23 protein-coding genes and 1 pseudogene are annotated in these 20413 nt (G+C 28.2%); 18 read left to right on the top strand and 6 right to left on the bottom strand.

Annotated elements, in window-relative coordinates:
* Positions 1–174 precede the first annotated feature (174 nt).
* The 4 genes and pseudogenes from lptD (at position 175) to rsmA (ending at position 3647) form a co-directional block, all read left to right on the top strand.
* Positions 175–987, top strand: coding sequence for an LPS assembly protein LptD (lptD, locus tag ABXT72_RS01660; RefSeq protein WP_415278629.1), 813 nt, complete (start codon positions 175–177; stop codon positions 985–987).
* Positions 987–1904: a peptidylprolyl isomerase gene (locus tag ABXT72_RS01655; RefSeq protein WP_415278627.1), complete on the top strand. Its 918-nt coding sequence runs from the start codon at positions 987–989 to the stop codon at positions 1902–1904. Before lptD ends, ABXT72_RS01655 begins: the two co-directional genes overlap by 1 nt.
* A pseudogene (locus ABXT72_RS01650) lies at positions 1897–2858 on the top strand (4-hydroxythreonine-4-phosphate dehydrogenase PdxA). Before ABXT72_RS01655 ends, ABXT72_RS01650 begins: the two are co-directional and overlap by 8 nt.
* Positions 2859–3647: a 16S rRNA (adenine(1518)-N(6)/adenine(1519)-N(6))-dimethyltransferase RsmA gene (gene rsmA / locus ABXT72_RS01645; RefSeq protein WP_415278626.1), complete on the top strand. Its 789-nt coding sequence runs from the start codon at positions 2859–2861 to the stop codon at positions 3645–3647.
* Here rsmA and gmk read toward each other — a convergent pair.
* The 4 genes from gmk to fabD are packed head-to-tail and all read right to left on the bottom strand — an operon-like array spanning position 3636 to position 6226.
* A complete protein-coding gene (gene gmk, locus ABXT72_RS01640) occupies positions 3636–4268 on the bottom strand; it encodes a guanylate kinase (protein ID WP_415278625.1) in 633 nt (210 codons plus the stop codon). The genes rsmA and gmk overlap by 12 nt on opposite strands.
* Positions 4269–4275: 7 nt before the next feature.
* The gene (locus ABXT72_RS01635) at positions 4276–4515 is read right to left on the bottom strand and encodes an acyl carrier protein (protein ID WP_006997205.1); all 240 of its coding nucleotides are present in this window, start codon (positions 4513–4515) and stop codon (positions 4276–4278) included.
* Between the two features lie 48 nt (positions 4516–4563).
* A complete protein-coding gene (fabG, locus tag ABXT72_RS01630; protein ID WP_415278623.1) occupies positions 4564–5301 on the bottom strand; it encodes a 3-oxoacyl-[acyl-carrier-protein] reductase in 738 nt (245 codons plus the stop codon).
* Positions 5294–6226, bottom strand: coding sequence for an ACP S-malonyltransferase (gene fabD, locus ABXT72_RS01625; RefSeq protein WP_415278622.1), 933 nt, complete (start codon positions 6224–6226; stop codon positions 5294–5296). Before fabD ends, fabG begins: the two co-directional genes overlap by 8 nt.
* An 86-nt stretch (positions 6227–6312) precedes the next feature.
* Here fabD and rpsF point away from each other — a divergent pair, with 86 nt between their 5' ends.
* The 12 genes from rpsF to ABXT72_RS01565 all read left to right on the top strand — a co-directional run bounded on the left by rpsF (position 6313) and on the right by ABXT72_RS01565 (position 17810).
* Positions 6313–6678: a 30S ribosomal protein S6 gene (gene rpsF / locus ABXT72_RS01620; protein ID WP_415278621.1), complete on the top strand. Its 366-nt coding sequence runs from the start codon at positions 6313–6315 to the stop codon at positions 6676–6678.
* A gap of 2 nt (positions 6679–6680) precedes the next feature.
* Positions 6681–6959: a 30S ribosomal protein S18 gene (gene rpsR, locus ABXT72_RS01615; protein WP_006997209.1), complete on the top strand. Its 279-nt coding sequence runs from the start codon at positions 6681–6683 to the stop codon at positions 6957–6959.
* A complete protein-coding gene (gene rplI / locus ABXT72_RS01610; RefSeq protein ID WP_006997210.1) occupies positions 6960–7418 on the top strand; it encodes a 50S ribosomal protein L9 in 459 nt (152 codons plus the stop codon).
* Between the two features lie 67 nt (positions 7419–7485).
* The gene (locus ABXT72_RS01605) at positions 7486–8904 is read left to right on the top strand and encodes a replicative DNA helicase (protein WP_415278620.1); all 1419 of its coding nucleotides are present in this window, start codon (positions 7486–7488) and stop codon (positions 8902–8904) included.
* 21 nt (positions 8905–8925) lie between these two features.
* Positions 8926–11310 carry an efflux RND transporter permease subunit gene (locus ABXT72_RS01600; protein WP_415278618.1) on the top strand — a complete coding sequence of 795 codons (2385 nt, stop codon included), beginning with the start codon at positions 8926–8928 and terminating at the stop codon, positions 11308–11310.
* A 7-nt stretch (positions 11311–11317) separates the two neighbouring features.
* Positions 11318–11863, top strand: a complete 546-nt coding sequence (locus ABXT72_RS01595) for a CvpA family protein (RefSeq protein ID WP_415278617.1) — start codon at positions 11318–11320, stop codon at positions 11861–11863.
* On the top strand, positions 11817–13298 hold the full coding sequence (purF, locus tag ABXT72_RS01590) for an amidophosphoribosyltransferase (RefSeq protein ID WP_415278615.1): 1482 nt from the start codon (positions 11817–11819) through the stop codon (positions 13296–13298). The genes ABXT72_RS01595 and purF overlap by 47 nt, the downstream gene beginning before the upstream one ends.
* An 81-nt stretch (positions 13299–13379) precedes the next feature.
* Positions 13380–13655 carry a hypothetical protein gene (locus ABXT72_RS01585; protein WP_415278614.1) on the top strand — a complete coding sequence of 92 codons (276 nt, stop codon included), beginning with the start codon at positions 13380–13382 and terminating at the stop codon, positions 13653–13655.
* The gene (locus ABXT72_RS01580) at positions 13550–14674 is read left to right on the top strand and encodes a glutamate--cysteine ligase (protein WP_415278613.1); all 1125 of its coding nucleotides are present in this window, start codon (positions 13550–13552) and stop codon (positions 14672–14674) included. The genes ABXT72_RS01585 and ABXT72_RS01580 overlap by 106 nt, the downstream gene beginning before the upstream one ends.
* Positions 14664–15593, top strand: coding sequence for a glutathione synthase (gene gshB, locus ABXT72_RS01575; protein ID WP_415278612.1), 930 nt, complete (start codon positions 14664–14666; stop codon positions 15591–15593). The genes ABXT72_RS01580 and gshB overlap by 11 nt, the downstream gene beginning before the upstream one ends.
* On the top strand, positions 15590–16450 hold the full coding sequence (locus tag ABXT72_RS01570; RefSeq protein WP_415278611.1) for a DMT family transporter: 861 nt from the start codon (positions 15590–15592) through the stop codon (positions 16448–16450). Before gshB ends, ABXT72_RS01570 begins: the two co-directional genes overlap by 4 nt.
* A gap of 58 nt (positions 16451–16508) precedes the next feature.
* Positions 16509–17810 (top strand): MFS transporter, encoded by a 1302-nt coding sequence (locus ABXT72_RS01565; protein ID WP_415278610.1) that lies wholly within the window; start codon positions 16509–16511, stop codon positions 17808–17810.
* On the opposite strand, the gene ABXT72_RS01560 is transcribed toward ABXT72_RS01565, so the two are convergent.
* Positions 17807–18988 (bottom strand): NAD(P)/FAD-dependent oxidoreductase, encoded by a 1182-nt coding sequence (locus tag ABXT72_RS01560; protein WP_415278609.1) that lies wholly within the window; start codon positions 18986–18988, stop codon positions 17807–17809. The two genes, ABXT72_RS01565 and ABXT72_RS01560, sit on opposite strands and share 4 nt — an antisense overlap.
* Before the next feature lie 270 nt (positions 18989–19258).
* On the bottom strand, positions 19259–19465 hold the full coding sequence (locus ABXT72_RS01555; RefSeq protein WP_415278607.1) for a SlyX family protein: 207 nt from the start codon (positions 19463–19465) through the stop codon (positions 19259–19261).
* A gap of 131 nt (positions 19466–19596) precedes the next feature.
* Between ABXT72_RS01555 and ABXT72_RS01550 the strand changes: the two genes are divergently transcribed.
* Together ABXT72_RS01550 and ABXT72_RS01545 are read left to right on the top strand one after the other, a co-directional pair.
* A complete protein-coding gene (locus tag ABXT72_RS01550) occupies positions 19597–20082 on the top strand; it encodes a YajQ family cyclic di-GMP-binding protein (protein ID WP_415278606.1) in 486 nt (161 codons plus the stop codon).
* 17 nt (positions 20083–20099) lie between these two features.
* Positions 20100–20327, top strand: a complete 228-nt coding sequence (locus ABXT72_RS01545; RefSeq protein ID WP_271616673.1) for a hypothetical protein — start codon at positions 20100–20102, stop codon at positions 20325–20327.
* The last annotated feature ends 86 nt before the right edge of the window (positions 20328–20413 follow it).

Here is a 20413-nt window from a genome sequence, read left to right as displayed (position 1 = left end):
ACTTTAAGTGAAACCAATATAGTTTCATCTATACTTGTTAATAGTTTAACTTATACCTCATTCAGTTATTTTTTTGATAATGGAATTAAAACAAACTTTGAAACTTCTTTAAAAAATGTAAATACAGTGGGGAAAAATCATCTAGTTTACAAAAATAGTCCTCAGTCTGAATTAATGAGTGCATATTTCTATAATGCCTCATTACCACTTAAAAAGAATGGTGAAAATAGTGTGAGTACTTTAATACCAAAACTAACCTTCATGCTGAGCCCACATGAAATGAAGAATAATAGTAAAACCTCAAGAAGAATTGATAATTCAAATATCTTTAATACTAACAGGCTAAGCTTAGGAAATTCATTTGAAGAAGGTGAATCTTTAACGCTAGGTATTGACTTTATAAAAGAAAAAATAAGTACTGAGAATGAAATTACAGAAATAGTAAAATATTTTGATTTAAAGCTTGCTACAGTATTCAGGGGTAATAATGAAAAAAATATGCCAACTAATAGTACTTTAGATAAAAAGGCTTCTAATATATTTGGACAACTTAATTTTCAACCTAATAAAAATATTTCAATAAATTATAATACGTCATTAACAAATGATCTTCAGCGAGTTGAATATAATGGTTTAGAGGGAAAATTTTCTTTTCACAATTTCTCAACTTCATTTAACTATCTTGAAGAATCAGGTATTATTGGAGAAACTAGCATAATCGGAAATACTGCTGAATATAATTTCAATGAATTTAACTCTTTATCTTTCAAAACAAGAAGAAATAGAAATCTTAGCTTAACAGAATATTATAATTTAGTTTATGAATATAAAAATGACTGTTTAATTGCAAATATAAGATATAATAAAGATTATTATAATGACCGAGACATAAAACCTAAAGAAGAACTGTTTTTTTCAATAACAATTGTGCCTTTTTATACTTACTCACCAGACAAAGTGATTTTAAATCCAGACAGAATAGACTAATGAAAAATTATCTTCTAATATTTTTATTTTGTTCATTTTTTTTCAAAACTCATTCCATAGAAACAAAAATAATTCATACTATTCAAAATGAGATTATAACTAATATTGATATTAAAAATGAATTTAAATATCTTGTAGCTCTAAATAATTCGTTGAAAGAATTAGATAAAGAAAAAATATTAAATATATCTAATGAATCAATAATTAGAGAAAAAATTAAAAGAATTGAAATATCAAAAAATTTTAAAGAAATAAAATTAAATGAAGCCTATTATGAGCTTCTTTTAAAAAAGATTTATTCAAGCTTGGGTTTTAAATCAATAAATGAATTTGAAATATACTTAAAAAATTATGATTTAAAAATAAGTGATATTAAAAAAAAGATTACTATTGACGCATTATGGAATGAGCTAATTATAAAAAAGTATAGCTCTAAAATAACTATCAATGAAACTGAAATAAAAAAAGAAATTTTAAAAAATGATAAAAATCAGTCAAAAGAATATCAATTATCTGAAATTATCTTTGAAGTAATGAGTAAAGGAGAAATTGAAAAAAAATATAAAGAGATAGTTAAAAGTATAAATGAAATTGGCTTTAAAAACAGTGCTGCAATATATAGCTTTGCTGAATCAGCTAAAATTGGTGGTGATATTGGTTGGATCAATGAAAACTCACTTAATAATGATATTAAAAAAAATATAAATAACTTACAAATAGGAGAAATCACAAAACCTCTAACTTTATCAAATGGCATATTGATATTAAAATTAATAAATACAAAAAACTCAAAAATTACTATCAATATTGAAAATGAATTAAAAAAAGCAATTAACTATGAACGCAACAGACAATTAAATCAATATTCAAAAATTTATTACAACAAAATCAAAAAGAATTTAGATTTTAATGGGTAAAGAACCAATAATAATTGCAGGTGGCGAACCCAATAGTGTCTTTCTAGAAATTTTTTTTAAAAGTTTAAAAGCTAAGACTTATAAATCACCTTTAATAATTGTTATTTCTAAAAAATTACTTCTAGAACAAATGATAAAATTAGATTTTAAATTCAAAATAAATGATATTGATAAAGAGTTAAAAGATTTCTCTAAATTAAATAACAACAAAATCAATTTAATTAATGTTAATTATAACTTTAATAAATGTTTTAATAAAATTACTAGTAAATCTAATAAATACATCGATGAAACTTTCACAACTGCTTTAAATTTTATAAAGCGAAATAATTTATCGAAATTTATTAATGGTCCTGTTTCAAAAAAGACTTTTTTAAAAGGAAAAACTTTAGGTATTACAGAATATTTAGCAATGAAAACAAAAAAAAAGATGTTGTAATGTTAATATTTAATAAAAATTTGTCTGTTAGTCCTATTACAACGCACCTGCCATTAAAAGATGTTCATAAAAAAATAACAAAACAAAAAATATACAAACAGGTTGACCTCATTAATAGTTTTTATAAAAAAAGATTTAATAAACTTCCAAGAATAGCAATAACTGGGCTAAACCCTCATTGTGAAAGTAATTTTCAAAATTCTGAAGAAGACAAAATAATAATTCCTGCTATTAAACAATTAAGATTAAGAAATACTAAAATAAATGGTCCATTTCCTGCTGATACTATTTTTACAAAATCATTATTAAAGAAATATGATGTAATTATTGGCATGTATCATGATCAAGTGCTTTCTCCTATGAAGGCTTTATTCAATTTTGATGCAATTAATATTACTTTGGGCTTACCGTTCGCTCGTATTTCTCCCGATCATGGTCCAAATTATTCTATGTTGGGTGAAAATTTATCAGATCCCAAAAGTTTAATTCAAGCCTTAAAGTTCTTGGATAAATAAGTGCATATTAGAGCCAAAAAAAGTCTTGGGCAAAACTTCTTGATAGATAGAGAGGTACTTGAGAAAATTGTTTCCATAACCGATATAGCTGGCAAAGAAGTCATGGAAATTGGTCCTGGTAGTGGAAATTTAACTACATATATTTTAAAACAAAAACCAAAGAAACTCTATGTTGTGGAAAAAGATGATGATTTGGCCATATTACTAAAAGAAAAGTTTGATACTGAAATAGAAATTATTAATGATGATATTTTAAAAATATCTGAAGATAAAATCTCAGATCAAAAATTATCTGTCTTTGGTAATTTACCATACAATATATCTACTGAAATCTTATCTAGGTGGATTCTTAATATTGGTTCAAATTTTTGGTTTGAGAGCCTAATATTGATGTTCCAAAAAGAAGTTGCTGATAGAATTATATCGGAGTTTAATAACTCTAAATATGGCAGACTTTCAATTTTATCTAACTGGAAATTGAATGTTAGAAAAATAATAGATATCAAGCCTCAAAGTTTTTCACCAAGACCTAAAATAGATAGCTCTTTACTTTTATTCACTCCAAAAAAAAAATTTTTTGAATTAAAAGATCCTAAAAACCTTGAAAAGATTACTAGAATATTTTTTAGTCAAAGAAGAAAAATGTTAAAAAAACCTTTCAATCAAGTTTTTACTAATGGAAAAGAAGTTGCAGAAAAATTTGGAATTGATCTTAACCTTAGACCTCAAAACCTAGAGCCTGAAACATATTTCAAGCTTGTAAAAGAATATGAAGACTTAAGAGGTTAGTTTTTCAACATGTTTTCTGATGAAATCTTTATCATAATCTTTTGAACCATTGTTGATTTCAGCATCAATTAAACTACTAATTTTCGAATAACATTCTTCTAGATTATCGTTAATAATTACGTAATCGTAGTTAATCCAATGCAAAACATCTCTACTAAATTCTTTCATACGCTCTTCTACTATTAGTTTATCTTTCATGTCTCTATTAGATAGTCTTTCAAATAGTATTTCTTTACTGGGAGGTAAAATAAAAAAAGTAATTAATTTATAATTCAATTTTTTATTCTTGATTTGATCAGCTCCTTGCCAATCAATATCAAATATTACATTTTCACTTTTTTCTAATTTTTCAATAACTGGTGTTCTAGTTGTTCCATAAAGATGGTTAAATACTTTTGCATATTCTAAGAATTCTTCATTTTTTATTAAATTTTCGAATTTATTATGATCAACAAAGTAGTAATCTTTATCTGCAATTTCGTTAAGTCTAGGTTTTCTTGTGGTATGAGAGACGGAAATATGAAAATTTTTATTTTTGGATAGAAGTTTTACTAATGTTGTTTTGCCTGCCCCAGATGGGGATGATAAAATTACCATTATCCCATCTTTTTTTATGGACATTTAATTTCTAGTTTGCTTTGCCTGCTATAAAGTTAACAGCGTCACCTACAGTTAGAATTTTTTCAGCTTCACTATCTGAAATTTCTGAACCAAATTCTTCTTCGAAAGCCATTACTAGCTCAACTGTATCTAAACTATCTGCTCCAAGATCATCTATGAAGCTTGAATCGTCTAATACTTTAGCTTCATCAATTCCTAAGTGATCTGCTACAATTTTTTTAACTTTGCTTGAAATATCTTCTGACATAATGTTCCTTTTTGTTATATTTCGTTAATAGTTCAAAAAGTAGTTTTGTCAACCCAAATACATGCCTCCATTAACATGTAATGTTTCTCCATTAATATAGTCTGACTGATCTGAGCTTAAGAAATTAACTGCATTAGCTATATCCTCAGGTTTGCCTAGTCTATTAGATGGAATTTTGGCAATTATTGTTTCTTTAAATTTTTCATCTATTTGGTCTGTCATAGCAGTGCTTATAAAGCCTGGAGATATGCAATTTACATTAATATTTTTTTTTGCATATTCAATTGCTAAGCTTTTTGACATTGCAACTATACCAGCCTTCGATGCAGTATAGTTTGCTTGCCCAACATTACCAGTATGCCCAACAACAGATGTTATATTGATAATTTTTCCAGATTTATTTTTAAGCATTTTTTTTATTGAATATTTACACATCAGAAATGTAGAAGTTAAATTAATATTTATCACTTTTGACCACTCTTCTAAGCTCATTCTAATAGTTAGGTTGTCTTTTGTAATACCTGCATTATTGACAATGCAATCTAAAGATCCACCTAGTTCTTTGGTAGCATTTTCTATGAATTCTTCGATTTTATCATGTTGAGAAATATCAAATTTAAGAGTTTTTATATTATTAAATTTTTCTTTTAACTCTTCTAGTTTTTCAATTCTTGTCCCAGTAGCTAAAATATTTGCACCATTTTGGTTTAACTTCTCAACTATTGAATTACCAATTCCACCTGAAGCACCTGTTACTATAATATTTTTATCTTTTAAACTACTCATTGATATTAATTAACTTTATATCCTCTTCTGAATTTATTGCACTAACTTTAACATTTTTGTCAATTCTTTTTATTAATCCAGATAAAACTTTACCAGGTCCTATTTCAATAAATTCTGTAACACCCTTTTCAATCATTAATAAAACACTTTCACGCCAACGAACACTGCTTTCAATTTGCTTAACCAGTAATTCTTTTAGTTCATTTGAATTAGATATTTCTTTTCCCGTTACATTTGAAATAAGGATGTTTTTTGGTTCATTAAAATTTAATTTTGCTATTTCTTCCTTCATTATAAGTGTTGCATTATTCATTAATTTACAATGAAAAGGAGCACTAACAGGTAATTTAACATTTTTAATATTTGAAGCCTTCAAATCAACCATAATTTTCTCCAGGTCTTCAATTTTTCCACTTAAAACGATCTGACCTACAGAATTGTCATTTGCAATAAAGCATTCGTATTTATCTTTATTCTCATCAATAATTTTTTTTATTATTTCAATTTCAGAACCCAAAACTGCAACCATTCCACCCACTCCTTTTGGGACAGAGTTTTGCATCGCATTACCTCTAATTTTTAATATTTTTAAAGTATCTGAAAACGATAATGATCCAGCCGCAGTTAATGCAGAATATTCTCCTAAAGAATGTCCTGCATAAAATTTTGCTTTGTCTAAATCAATTTTAAACTGTTCTTTGATTAACTTGAATATTGAATAACTAAGCAAAAATATAGCTGGCTGAGTATTTTCAGTTAAGTCTAATTCTTCTTTAGGACCATTTAAAATAAGGCTTGATAGTGAGAAACCAAGGGTATCATCTGCTTCCTTGAATAGATCTTGAACTAAGCTATATTTGGCATGTAGGTCTTTACCCATTCCTACTAATTGTGAGCCTTGACCTGGAAAAATAACAGAAAACATTTAAATATCTAAAGTTTATTATGGTTTTAAGTGTTGTAATTCAATAATTATAATAGTATATCCTCACTTTTTATTAAAGAACAATTATGAATTTATACGAACACACAATAGTTGCTAGACAAGATACTAGCCCAGCTCAAGTTAAGCAATTAACTGAAAAATATTCTAAAATAGTTGAAAAAAATGAAGGAGAAATAGTGCAAACTGAAGATTGGGGTTTGTTAAATTTAGCTTACGTTATTAAAAAGAATAAAAAAGGCATCTATATGCACTTTAAGATTAAAGGTCCTGGAAAAATTATCGATGAATTAGAAAAAAATGAAGCAATTGATAAAAACCTTCTAAGATATATGACGGTTAAGGTTAAGAAATTTAACTTAGAGGCTAAATATTTTTCAAAAAAAGATGAGTACGAAAAAAAAGAATATAAAAGAGAATATAATAGAGACTAATTATGCCATCAAAAAAAAGAGCAGGAAATAAAAAAAAAGGTAGTCAAAGTAACTTTGCAAAACTAAGTATTTTTCAACCTAATAAATACAAATTTAAAAAAACTTGTCCATTATCTGCTAAGGGTGCTCCAGAGGTCGATTATAAAAATATCAGATTGTTAAAAAAATATATGTCTGAAAATGGTAAAATTTTGCCATCAAGAATTACAAATGTTTCACAAAAAAAACAAAGAGAGCTTTCTCTATCTATTAAGAGAGCTAGAAATTTAGCGTTAATTTAAATGAAAGTTATACTTTTAGAAAATTTAAGAAGAATTGGATCTATTGGAGAAATCATAGATGTTAAAAGAGGGTTTGCTAGAAACTTTTTAATATCAAATAAAAAAGCTCTTTATGCTTCAAAAGAAAATATTGCAGAAGTTGAAAAGATTAAATCTGAGCTAAGTAAAAAAGATACTGAAAAGAAAAAAGAAGCTCAAAAAATTTCTGAACAAATTAATAACAAAGAATATGAAATTAAAAAATTAAGTACTGAAAATAAAGAACTTTATGGATCAGTTAAACCAACTGAAATCTCAAAACTGATATTAGAAAATGACAAACTAGATATCAAACCTTCAATGATACAACCAATAACTGAAATTAAATCAATTGGTAAATTTAAGGTTAAAATTATTCTACACTCTGAAGTAGATTCTGAAATTACTATCAATGTAGTTACAGCTGATACTATTCAATAATTATACAATTTTTTCCCCAGCATATATTTGTTATTTTTTTAAATCTTAATTGAGATAAGATTTGTTCATGGAAAATAACCTCAGCCTAGTTAAAGATACTTTTAAAGAACTTCCAAACAATATTGAAGCAGAACAGGCCGTAATTGGATCAATCTTAGTTCAAAATGAAACGTTTGATGAAATAAATACTATCGTTTCTAGTGTTAACTTTTATGATCCCATGCATCAAAGTATTTTTTCAGCAATTGAAAGTTTAATTTACAAGGGGATGCTTGCAAATCCCATAACTTTAAAAAATTATTTTGAAAATGAAAAAGACGAATTAAATGTTCCTGAGTATTTAGTAAAAGTTACAAAATTTTCTACTCCACCAAGACAAGCAATAGAATATTCAAGAATTATTTATGATATGTTTGTTAGAAGAGAATTAATTAAAATATCTGAAAATACTATTGATGCTGCTAAACTAAATGCACTTGATGTTAATGGACAAAATATAATCGAAAATTCAGAAAGATTACTATTTGATTTAGCTGAAAAAGGATCCTTCAATTCATCTCTTGTTAAGTTTGATGAAGCGATGAAACAAACTATTGAGATGGCTTCAGCTGCTTATCAAAATGATGAAGGTATTGTTGGTGTTCCTACTGGTCTAAGAGATTTAGATGATAGATTAGGTGGGCTTCATAATTCAGATTTAATTATTATTGCAGGCCGGCCTTCAATGGGTAAAACTGCTTTAGCAACAAATATAGCTTTTAATGCTGCGCAAAAATTACAGGAAAAAGGAAAAAAATCTGCAGTTGCTTTCTTTTCACTTGAAATGTCTTCAGAACAATTATCAACTAGAATTTTAGCAGAACAATCTAGAATTAAATCGAATGATATTAGAAGAGGAAGAATTTCTGATGAGCAGTTTGATAAATTTATTGAAACATCTAAAAATATTGCTGAACTTCCTTTATATATAGATGAAACTCCAGCTATCAGTATTGCTGCTATGAGTAACCGGGCAAGACGTATTAAAAGATTATTTGGTTTAGATTTGATTGTTGTAGATTACATTCAACTGATGAGAGGATCTGGAAATAATAGAGACGGTAGAGTTCAAGAAATTTCTGAAATCACTCAAGGCCTTAAGGCAATGGCAAAAGAACTTAAACTTCCAGTGATTGCTCTGTCACAGCTATCAAGAGCAGTGGAACAAAGAGATGATCATAAACCTCAGTTATCAGATTTAAGAGAATCTGGATCAATTGAGCAAGATGCTGACGTTGTAATGTTTGTTTATAGAGAAGCCTATTACTTAGAAAGAAAAGAGCCTAGACCCGCAACTGTTGAGCATGCTGAATGGCAAGCTAAAATGAATGAAGTGTCAAATCTAGCAGAGCTTATTATTGGAAAACAAAGACACGGCCCAACGGGTAATGTTATGGTAGAATTTGAAGCAATGTTTACCAAATTTAAAGATACTCAAATTAACTAATATCCAATATATTAGCTGTGAATGCTCTCACTATTTTATCAAAATATTGTTTTAAAAAATCCTAAATCAATTTTTGTACTACTATTAATTACCCTTTTAAGTTTTGGGTATTTTTCTAAAGATTTTAAGCTAGATGCCTCATCTGACACTTTATTAATAGAAGGTGATCCTGATCTTGAATATTTAAAAGAAGTCACTGAAAGGTATGGCTCTAAAGAGTTTTTAATCTTAACCTTTTCTCCTAATGAGGGTATGGTAACTGAATCTTCTATTAACAATCTTTTAAGTTTAAAATATAAAATCCAAAGTCTAGATTGGGTTCATAGCGTTATTACACTACTCGATATCCCTTTATTAAATAATTCAGAAGCACCTCTTCAAGAAAGATTGGAAAGTTTTAAAACTTTAAAAGATGAAGGTGTAGATACTGAAAGAGGATTTAAAGAAATATTAAATAGCCCAGTTTTTAGAAATTTTGTAATAAGTGAAGATGGTAGAACAAGTGGCATAATTGTTTATATAAAAAAAGATGAACTAAAAGATATTGAAAATAAATCAGTTCAAGAAATGGAAGACTATAAAGATACTTTAAAAAAGAAAAATCATGAAAATATCACTCAGATAAGAGAAGTCATTAAAGGGTATGGAGATGTTGGAAAAATATACTTAGGAGGTATTCCAATGATCACAGATGATATGATGTCATTTATTAAAAGTGATATTATTGTTTTTGGTCTAGGAGTTCTTTTATTTATTATCGCTACTCTATGGTTTATATTTAGAAAGCTAATTTGGATTATTGTTCCAATTAGTAGTTGCTTTTTTTCAGTTTTAATTATGACAGGCCTACTTGGTCTTTTAGGTTGGAAGGTAACTGTTATATCCTCAAACTTTATTGCTCTCATGTTAATTCTAACTATGGCAATGAATATTCATATGAGTACCCGGTTTTTACAATTAAGAGAAGATTTTCCAAATTTAGATAATTTAAAAATTATTACAATGACAACTAGTAAGATGTTTTGGCCAATTATTTACACTGTTCTTACAACTGTATGTGCTTTTCTATCTTTAGTATTTAGTGGCATTAAACCTATTATTGATTTTGGATGGATGATGACTTTAGGGTTGATAACTTCTTTTATAATTACATTTACTTTACTCCCTACTCTACTGAGCTTTATGTCCAACAATAAAGTGAAGGTTAAAGAAGATACAGATTCTAAAATCACTTCTTTTTTTGGTAAAATTTCTATTAACCATAAAAGTATAATTTTTTTAGTAACAGGTTTGATTGTTGGTTTAAGTATTGTTGGCATAAGTAAGCTTGAAGTTGAAAACAGTTTTATAAACTATTTTAATAAAAATACTGAAATCTACAAAGGCATGAAACTTATTGATGAAAAGCTAGGTGGTACTACACCATTGGAGATTATATTAAAATTTCCAAAGAAAGTCGCCATAGAGTCTAACGAAGATGATGAATTTGAAAGCTGGGATGATGAAGGCAGTAAAGACGATGAAAAATACTGGTTTACAAAAGATAAAATTGAAAAAATTCAAAATGTTCATAATTATTTAGATAATCTTCCTGCGGTTGGAAAAGTTTTATCATTTAGTTCAATTGTTGAAGTTGCTACACAGTTAAATAATAATAAGCCCCTTGGAACTTTAGAAATGGGTGTTCTTTATTCAAAAATTCCAGAAAGTATTAAAAAAGATATTATAGATCCCTATATATCTGTAAAAGATAATGAAGCTAGGATAAGTCTTAGAATTATTGATTCAAAGGATGGCTTAAGAAGAAATGATTTAATAAACCAAATAAATTATGACCTTGAAAATAAACTAAATCTAAGCAAAGAAGAGTTTAAACTAGCTGGTGTTTTAATTTTGTTTAATAATCTACTCCAAAGTCTTTTTAAGTCTCAAATACTCACATTAGGTTTGGTTATGGTTGGAATTTTTGCAATGTTTATGATTCTATTTAGAAATTTTAAACTATCTCTTATTGGTACTGTTCCTAATTTTATTGCCGCTTTCTTCATTTTAGGAATTATTGGTCTACTTGGAATACCGCTTGATATGATGACTATTACTATTGCTGCAATTACTATTGGAATAGCAGTAGATAATAGCATTCACTACATTTATAGATTTAAAGAAGAGTTTTTAAAAAATAAAGACTATAATAAAACACTAAAAATTTGTCACTCAACAGTAGGTGTTGCCATACTAAATACTTCAATAACTATTGTCTTTGGTTTTTCAATTCTTGTTTTTTCTAAATTTATACCAACAATTTACTTTGGTGTGTTTACTGGTTTAGCAATGCTGCTAGCCATGATTTCAGTATTAACTTTGCTGCCCTCTCTTATTTTAATAAGTAAACCATTCGGAAAATAAAGTTATTATGATTGATGCTTTAAAAGATTTTTATCAAGCAGTATCTTTAATAGACCTAATATTTCTAATCATTACATTTTTTTCAGTTATCAAGTGTTACAGTAAAGGTTTTGTTTTAAGTTTATTGTCAGCTTCAAAGTGGTTGTTGGCTTATGTTGTAACTTTAATTCTTTTTCCAAAAGCTAAGCCTTATTTTAAAAATATAATTGATAATGAATATGTCTTAGATATTGCACTCGGCATAACTATTTTTGTTTTAGTGATCTTTATTATTCTAATTGCAAATAAAGCTATTAGTAAGACGGTAAAATTTGTGGGACTAGGAAGACTCGATTCCTTATTTGGCTTATTTTTTGGTCTTATTAGAAGTTATGTTATTTGTATTTGTTTATTTTCAGCCATAGATATTGTGTATAATTATAATAAATGGCCAATTAATACTGATAAATCATACACCTTTCCATACATAGAAAAAGGTAGTAATTATTTGTTAAAAGAGTTTCCAAATGAAAAAAACTATCAAGATTCTAAAGAAAAAATTGAAGAACTATAATCCAAAACTTAAAGAAGAATGTGGTGTATTTGGTATAAGCAATAGTGATGATGCTGCTGCCCTAACTGCTTTGGGTCTTCATGCACTTCAACACAGAGGTCAAGAAGGTTGTGGGATTGTATCATTTGATGGAGAAAAATATCATTCAGAAAAAAGATTTGGTTTGGTTGGAGATAACTTTAACAAAGAAAAAGTATTAAAAAATTTACTTGGGAAATATGCTATTGGTCATAACAGATATAGTACTACTGGTGAAAATACCTTAAGAAATATCCAGCCTTTCTTTGCAGATACTAATGCAGGTGGTATTGGCGTTGCACATAATGGAAATTTAACTAATTCTGTTACACTTAGAAATAAGTTAGTTGAAGATGGTGCAATTTTTTACACAACATCAGATACTGAAACAATTGTTCAATTAATTGCAAAATCAAAAAGAAACAACACAGTTGATAAGGTTATTGATGCAATATTTCAAATTCAAGGTGGCTACGCACTGGTTATGCTTACACAAAGCACGTTAATAGGCGTTAGGGACCCATATGGAATACGGCCTTTAATTATTGGTAAAATAAAAGACAGTTACGTTTTGGCATCTGAAACATGCGCACTAGATATTATAGGGGCTAAGTACGTAAGAGACGTAGAGAACGGCGAAATTGTTTTGATTGAAAACAATGAGTTAAAAAGTTTTAAACCCTTCCCTGCAAGAAAAGTTAGACCTTGCGTTTTTGAATATATTTATTTTGCAAGACCAGATAGTTTATTAGATGGAAAATCAGCTTATGAACATAGAAAAAATTTTGGGGTAGAGCTTGCTAAAGAAAATAAAATTGATGCTGATATAGTTGTTCCCGTACCAGACTCAGGAAATGCTGCGGCTCTTGGTTTTGCTCAACATTTAGGAATTAATTTTGAATTAGGTTTAATTAGAAATCATTATGTTGGAAGAACTTTTATAGAGCCCAGTCAAAAGATTAGAAGTTTGGGAGTTAAATTAAAATTAAATGCTAATCAGTCTACAATTAAAGATAAAAGAATTATTTTGGTGGATGACTCACTTGTCAGGGGAACAACTTCACATAAAATTGTTAAAATGCTTTATGACGCCGGTGCAAAAGAGGTTCATGTTAAAATTGCCTGTCCAGAAATTAGATATCCAGACTTTTATGGAGTGGATACACCAACTAAAAAAGAGCTTCTTGCGGCAAACAAAACAAATGAAGAAATTTGTGAATATATAGGTGCTAAATCCTTAGATTTTTTATCACTTGAGGGATTATATAGAGCAATAGGATTTGAAAAACGTAATGACACGTACCCTCAATTAACTGATCATTATTTTACAGGTGAATACCCTGTTAAGCCTATAGACGAACTGGGTGATGATAAGATTACTCAATTATCGTTGCTAAGTACTGCTTCAAATAACTAAAGTAACTATTAAATAATTCTCATAAAGAAGAGCTAAATATAAAGACTTTAAAATGAACATTAAATCCTTATATGTAATTCAATGATCACTAACAAAGAGCACATAATCAAATATTTTGAATCTGGAATTAAAGATACTAAAGATTTTAAAATTGGTATTGAACACGAAAAGTTTTTATTTGATGAAAAAACAAACAAAAGAGTAGATTACCCTACTGTCCTTAAAATGTTTTCACTACTTAGTGAATTTGGATGGAAGCCAATAATGGAAAAAGAGAATATTATTGGATTACAAAAAAAGGGAAAAGTATTACCCTCGAACCAGGAAATCAAATTGAACTATCAGGTGATAAGTTAAATAATATTCATGAAGCTTGTGCTGAATCTCATGATTATTTATTTGAGTTACAACAAGTAACAAAAAAATTAAATTTAAAGATTGTTAGTGCAGGTTTTGATCCTATTTCAAGCCTCAGTGAAGTTCCCAATAATCCAAAACAAAGATATCAAGTAATGACTAAAGATATGCCTAATGGCGGTTCTTTAAGCTTAGACATGATGTATAGGACTTGTGGTACACAACTTAATTTAGATTACAATTCTGAAAAAGATTTTATTAAAAAATTCAAAATAATAAATTCTATAGTCCCCATATCTATTGCACTGTTTGCAAATTCTTCAATAGTTGAAAAACAAAATAGTGGTTTCAGCTCTTATCGATCTAAAGTTTGGCAAGAAACATCTAGAGGTGGTTTGCCTGAGGTATTTTTTGATAATATGGATTTTGAAAAATATGCAGATTTTTCAATAAACTTTCCTTTATTATTTATTCAAAATGAAAAAGAATATTTATCAGGAAGTGATTATTCATTTTCAGATTTCATGAATGGAAAAATTAATGAAATTAACAACAGACTTCCAACTGAAGCTGATTTAACTACTCACTTAAGTACAATTTTTACAGAAAATAGACTTAAGAAATATATAGAATTAAGATCAATGGATACTTGTGGCTGGGACTGTTTATGTTCTGGACCTGCTTTTAATACTGGAATTTTATATGGCAACTTAGATGAAGCTTACGAATTAATTTCTAAGTGGGATAAAAATAAAATAATTAATGCCTATCTAGAGGCACCAAAAAAAGGTTTTAATACTGAGTTGATGGGAAAAGATCTATTACATTGGTCATCATTGCTACTGGGTATTTCAAGAAAAGGATTATTAAACAGAGATATTTTGAATAAATCTAATGATAATGAAGCTAAATTTTTAAATCACTTAGATAAACTAATTGATAACAAGTCAACAAACGCAGATCATATGATAGATAAATTTTCTAAGAATGAAAATTTAAACGATTTATATGACAAATAAGATAGTTGCAATTCAAGGTGATCATCCTTCAAAACTAAAGCCTTTAACTGATACTAGTATATTTCTAGCTGTTGAAGCTCAAAGGTTAAAATATAAGATTTTTTATTATGAGCCTAAAGACCTTTCAATAATCAACGATAAGGTCATAGCTAACGGATATTACGTAGAGTTTAATTATTCAGATAAACGTTTTTTTAAAATATTGCATAATCAAAAACTGGAACTTACTAAATGTAAGTATATTTTGATACGTCAAGATCCTCCTTTTAATTTAGAATACATTTCAACAACTTACATATTAGATAAGATAAAAAATAAAGTTAAAATTATTAACAATCCAACATCTATTAGAAATATTTCTGAAAAACTCTACTCAACATCTTTTCAAAAATATATGCCAGATACAATTTTCACAAAAGATATGAATGAAATTAATAAATTTTTTTTAAAAAACAAAAAAATGATTATAAAGCCTATTCATAGCTTTAGCGGAAATGATATTCACTTATTTGAAAACAGGATTAATACTAAATTAATTAAAAACTTTATAAAAAAACATGGACATATTATGTGTCAAAAATTTTTACCTAAAATTAAGTTTGGAGATAAAAGAGTTTTTATAATAAATGGCAAAGTATGTGGTGCCATCTCTAGAGTTCCAAAAAAAGGATCTTTTTTAAGCAACATGAGTAAAGGAGCCATACCTATTTCTGTTAAACTAACAAAAACAGAAAATAAAATTTCAAATTTAATTGGCAAAAATCTTAAAAAAAATGACATCTACTTTTCTGGTATTGATTTTATTGACCAAAAATTAAATGGAGATATTAATGTAACATCTCCTACTGGATTAAAATCTTTGTACGATCTTACAAATATTAATCTTGCAAAAGTATTTTGGAAAGGATTAAGAGCTTGAACAATTTATCCGAACAACAAAAAGGGTCTTTACTCGCCTTTGTTGCGGTGATGTTTATTACACCTGATAGTTTATTTATAAGGCTCTCTAATGTTGATACTTGGGGGCTTGTTTTTTATCGAGGCCTTATTCCCTTCATCACTGTATTTTTAGGAATGTTATTAATTTATAAATTAAATTTCTTTAAAATGCTTTTTTCAAGTGGCTATCATGGCTTGCTTTATATTGGCACTTTTTCTGTAACCAATATTACTTTTGTTGTTTCAATACAAAATACTAATGTTGCAAACACATTGGTAATGATTGCAATGGCTCCTATGCTGTCTGCTATACTTGGAGCAATATTTTTAAAAGAATTACCTGATAGAAAAACATGGATTACAATATTTGTAACTTTTACAGCTGCTATTTATATATTCTACGACTCAATACAATTAGGTAATTTTTTTGGAGATATATTAGGCTTAATAACTGCCCTAGGTTTAGCTGTTGGTGCAGTTACTATTAGGTCTGCAAAAAATAAAAACTTAATTCCAGCAGCTGTTGTTGGAAAGTTAATTGTAGCTATGTTTGCGCTTCTATTTATTGAAAGTTTTGCACTAGTAGATAGTGACTTAATTATTGTTCCTTTAATGTGTGTTATGTGTGTTGCTATACCTTTTGTACTAGTCACAATAGCCCCAAGGTTCATACCTGCAGCTGAAGTGAACCTATTCTTCTTATTAGAGACTATAATTGGTCCTATTTGGGTATGGTTGATTATTAAGGAACAACCTAGTCTTGAAACTATGCAAGGTGGTGCTGTTATCATCACGGCCATCGCAATCCACTCATTTATTAAATTAAAGAATTCCTAATTTAATCACAATTAAGACTTGATTTACATTTAGATCGCAAATAAGTACGGTCAATTTTATGAATAAAGTTTTAAAGAATTCTTGGGCATTGTTTTTAGGTATGGGATTTTTAATGATGGCCTATGGATTTCAAAGTTCACTCCTAGGTGTAAGAGCTGTTCAAGAAGAATTCAGTCTTGCGGCAACTGGATTTATGATGTCTGGGTATTTTGTTGGATACTTTATTGGTGCCTCAACAATTCCTAATCTTATATCAAGGGTTGGTCATATCAGAGTGTTTGCAGCTTTTGCATCTTTAGCATCTTTAATTATTTTGGTTCATTCTATTTTTATTAATCCTTATATTTGGTTTTTTTTAAGAGTTTTAACCGGAATAAGTATGGTTTGTATTTATACTGTTGCTGAAAGTTGGTTAAATGACAGGTCAAGCAATAAAAATAGGGGAAGTGTTTTATCAATTTATATGGTTATTTTATATGGATCAATGGGTGTAGGAATGTTTCTATTGAACTTTAGTAGACCAGAAAATTATCAACCCTTCATACTGGTTTCAATTATTACGTCTGTTGCCCTTATACCTATTCTCTTAACTAAAAAAAAACCTCCTACATTTAAAAAAATTAAAAGTATGCCTTTAAAAGAACTTTATGAAACTTCACCATTTGGAATGGTAAGTGCTCTTTTTTATGGAACAATCCAGTCAGCACTATTTACATTGTTAGCGGTATATGCAGCATCGATGAATTTTACTATTTTTCAAATATCACTTGTAACTTTTCTTTTAGCAATTTCTGGTGCAATCTCTCAATATCCTATTGGAAAACTTTCTGATAAATATGATAGGAGAAAAGTAATAGTCATCTCAACTTTTGGTGCTTCTATCTTTGCATTACTTGCTATTCTATCATCAGGTCAAATGTACTTACCTGGTGAGCTTGCCACAAGTAAAGTATGGTTTTTTATTTTTTTAATTTTATTTTCAATTTGTAGCTTACCAATGTTCTCTTTGATTTGTGCGCACACTAATGATTATATACCAAAAGAAAAATTCGTAGCAGCTGGAGCTGGTATACAATTTACATTTGGTTTGGGCGCTATGAGTGGTCCATTCCTTTGTTCAATATTTATGAATATTGTTGGCTCTAATGGTTTTTTTGTATTTTTACTTTTCTTTCATGCTTTAATAGGTGTGTTTGGTGTCTATAGAATGAGAGTTAGAGAAACAGTTGAAAACCCAGACTCTCAGTTCGTTGCTATGCCTTCATCTATTACACCAGCTGGAATTGAATTAAACCCAACAACGGAACCTATTGAAGAACCAAAAAAACTTGAAGAGGTTCAACCAGATACAAATCTTTAAGCATATTGGCCTGCCACATACCCAGAAGACCAAGCCCATTGAAAATTATAACCACCTAAATGACCAGTAACATCTACAACTTCTCCAATAAAAAATAATCCAGAGTGTTTATTGGACATCATTGTTTTAGAGGAAATTTCTTCAGTATCAATACCGCCCAAAGTAACTTCTGCAGTTCTATAACCTTCAGTTCCAGTTGGGTTTATCGCCCAAGCATTTATAGAATTGCTCAAACTGGTTAATACTTTGTTAGATAATTCACATATATTTCCATTAACTTTATTTTCATTGCAGATTATATAAGCTAATCGTTTAGGAAGGATTTCTGAAACTATATTATTTATATCATGTTTAGGATTAGAAGTTTTTCTATCATTTAAAAATTTATCTACATCTATTTTTGGTGATAAGTTAACTTTAATATCATCTCCCATTTTCCAATAAGAAGAGATTTGTAATATAGAGGGTCCACTCAAACCTCTATGGGTAAACAGCATTCCTTCCTCAAAAAAAGTCTTTTTAAATGAAACAACTGCTTCAACAGATAATCCTGTAAGTTCTTTGCATATTGCTAATATTTTTTCACTAAAAGTTAACGGAACTAATGCAGGCAATGTTTCTATAACTTTTAAATTAAATTTTTGAGCAATATCATAACCAAATTTACTTGCTCCAATTTTTGGAATAGATAAACCACCTGTTGCAATAATTAAAGATTCACAGAAATGTTTATCACCTCCAACTACTATAAAATATTTATCATCTTGTTTGTCTATATCATCAATAGTTGTGTCTTTTTTTAAAACTACATTTGCCATCTCACACTCTAAAAGTAACATATCTATAATTTGTTGAGCACTTTCATCACAAAAAAGTTGTCCTAATTTTTTTTCATGAAATTTAATATTATGTTTCTTTATTAAAACTATGAAGTCATTTTGCGTGTATTGTTTTAAAGCTGATATTACAAATTTTGGATTGTTTGATATAAACTTACTGGGGTGAGTATGTATGTTTGTAAAATTACATCTTCCACCACCTGATATTCTTATTTTTTCTCCTATCTTTTTTGCATGATCAACTAAAAGTACTTTTCTTCCACGTTTACCAGCTTCTATAGCACACATCATACCAGCAGCACCTGCACCTACTACAATAACATCAAATTTTTCTGTCATAATTAAATATAAAATAAAGATTAAGTGCGACGTATTTTTTTATATATAAAATATAAAGGAATTCCTAAAAACCATAAAACTAATAATTTTTGAAAAATATTGAGTGATAAGTAAAGGCTACCAAAATTAACATCCCAATCAAGAAATCTAAATGTCCACTCTAAAAATTCTATTGTAAAGCCTAGAAATATAGAGGTAATAAGTCCACAAAAAGCTATAACTGGTACACTATTAATTATTTCTTTAGTAAATTTATTCATATAAAAATTATTAGTAATGAGGTGGTTTTTTGTCTTCTTTATTAATGCTAGACTCAATTCCACCGTCTAGTTCTTCAATTCTCTTATTAAAATTTGAAATTTCTTTTTTTAAATTCATTATTTCTTTTTGTTGAGAATAAAGCTCATTACTCATTTGAGACATTTCTTGCTGTAGAAAAGTAATCTGCTCTTCTAACTTTTTAACTAAGTTTTCCATTAATCATAACTTATTGCTTCTTACAAAGTAAATCAATTGGTCAATCCTAGTAATTTTTTTTAAAGTAATGATACTGCTAATAAAGATTGTTCTAATTAAAAAATACATTATTATATAGAATATTAAAAATTATGCCTTCATTTGATGTAATAAGTAAAATAAATTATCCAGAATTTGATAATGCTCTTGCTAATTGTTTAAGAGAAATTGGAAACCGCTATGATTTTAAAGGACTTAAAATTTCAATTGAAAGAAAAGATAAGATTATTACCACATTAGCACCAGATGAATTAAAATTAAAACAAGTAAATGAATTACTACAAATTCATCTTATAAGAAGAAAAGTAGATCCAAGAGTAATAGCTATTAAAAATTCAGAAAGTGCTGCAGGTACAACTATTAGACAAGTTAGTGAATTAGAAGAAGGTATTAGTCAAGATAATGCTAAAAAAATTATTGCTGATATAAAAAAACTAAAACTTAAGATCCAGATCAAAATTCAAGGAGAAGAATTAAGAGCTGAAGGGAAAAAAAGAGATGATCTTCAAGAAGCAATGTCAGCAATAAGTGCTATTGATATTGGTCTCCCAATAGAATTTGTAAACTTTAGAGATTAAATTTAGTTTAATGAACAATGAACAAAGAAAACGCAAGTAAACTCTGGAAAATGATACAGGAAGCTGGCGATTATTTACTGGGTCAATTACCAAGCCACCCAAATCACCCCAAGGGTAGAAATCCCTACGCTCATGTTGCTCTATGCGTCAAAGAGAAGTTTGGTAACTCATATAAGGATATTCCTGATGATAAGTTTCAAGAAGTTGTTGATTACATTAACTTTTTGAAAGAGAACCCAAGTTAAGCAAGAGAACATTTTGTTCTAACTCGGAAATGTTATCAGTTTGTTATCAGTCTCTCCCAGATAATCCTATAACCCAGAACCACAAT

The sequence above is a fragment of the Candidatus Pelagibacter sp. Uisw_094 genome (assembly GCF_047729535.1).
Taxonomy (GTDB): Bacteria; Pseudomonadota; Alphaproteobacteria; order Pelagibacterales; family Pelagibacteraceae; genus Pelagibacter.
The sequence above is the reverse complement of the archived record's forward strand: the minus strand, read 5'-3'. Positions and strand labels throughout refer to the sequence as shown.

Bases quoted from the DNA above. Each gene is read 5' to 3' on its own strand.
- ABXT72_RS01635 (WP_006997205.1), bottom strand. From the start codon at position 4,515: ATGTCAGAAGATATTTCAAGCAAAGTTAAAAAAATTGTAGCAGATCAC.
- ABXT72_RS01560 (WP_415278609.1), bottom strand. From the start codon at position 18,988: ATGACAGAAAAATTTGATGTTATTGTAGTAGGTGCAGGTGCTGCTGGT.
- gmk (WP_415278625.1), bottom strand. From the start codon at position 4,268: ATGTCCATAAAAAAAGATGGGATAATGGTAATTTTATCATCCCCATCT.
- ABXT72_RS01550 (WP_415278606.1), top strand. From the start codon at position 19,597: ATGCCTTCATTTGATGTAATAAGTAAAATAAATTATCCAGAATTTGAT.
- rplI (WP_006997210.1), top strand. From the start codon at position 6,960: ATGAAAGTTATACTTTTAGAAAATTTAAGAAGAATTGGATCTATTGGA.
- ABXT72_RS01545 (WP_271616673.1), top strand. From the start codon at position 20,100: ATGAACAAAGAAAACGCAAGTAAACTCTGGAAAATGATACAGGAAGCT.
- ABXT72_RS01555 (WP_415278607.1), bottom strand. From the start codon at position 19,465: ATGGAAAACTTAGTTAAAAAGTTAGAAGAGCAGATTACTTTTCTACAG.
- gshB (WP_415278612.1), top strand. From the start codon at position 14,664: ATGACAAATAAGATAGTTGCAATTCAAGGTGATCATCCTTCAAAACTA.
- ABXT72_RS01655 (WP_415278627.1), top strand. From the start codon at position 987: ATGAAAAATTATCTTCTAATATTTTTATTTTGTTCATTTTTTTTCAAA.
- rpsF (WP_415278621.1), top strand. From the start codon at position 6,313: ATGAATTTATACGAACACACAATAGTTGCTAGACAAGATACTAGCCCA.
- ABXT72_RS01565 (WP_415278610.1), top strand. From the start codon at position 16,509: ATGAATAAAGTTTTAAAGAATTCTTGGGCATTGTTTTTAGGTATGGGA.
- ABXT72_RS01585 (WP_415278614.1), top strand. From the start codon at position 13,380: ATGATCACTAACAAAGAGCACATAATCAAATATTTTGAATCTGGAATT.
- fabD (WP_415278622.1), bottom strand. From the start codon at position 6,226: ATGTTTTCTGTTATTTTTCCAGGTCAAGGCTCACAATTAGTAGGAATG.
- rpsR (WP_006997209.1), top strand. From the start codon at position 6,681: ATGCCATCAAAAAAAAGAGCAGGAAATAAAAAAAAAGGTAGTCAAAGT.
- ABXT72_RS01600 (WP_415278618.1), top strand. From the start codon at position 8,926: ATGCTCTCACTATTTTATCAAAATATTGTTTTAAAAAATCCTAAATCA.
- fabG (WP_415278623.1), bottom strand. From the start codon at position 5,301: ATGAGTAGTTTAAAAGATAAAAATATTATAGTAACAGGTGCTTCAGGT.
- purF (WP_415278615.1), top strand. From the start codon at position 11,817: ATGAAAAAAACTATCAAGATTCTAAAGAAAAAATTGAAGAACTATAAT.
- lptD (WP_415278629.1), top strand. From the start codon at position 175: ATGAGTGCATATTTCTATAATGCCTCATTACCACTTAAAAAGAATGGT.
- ABXT72_RS01580 (WP_415278613.1), top strand. From the start codon at position 13,550: ATGGAAGCCAATAATGGAAAAAGAGAATATTATTGGATTACAAAAAAA.
- ABXT72_RS01595 (WP_415278617.1), top strand. From the start codon at position 11,318: ATGATTGATGCTTTAAAAGATTTTTATCAAGCAGTATCTTTAATAGAC.
- ABXT72_RS01605 (WP_415278620.1), top strand. From the start codon at position 7,486: ATGGAAAATAACCTCAGCCTAGTTAAAGATACTTTTAAAGAACTTCCA.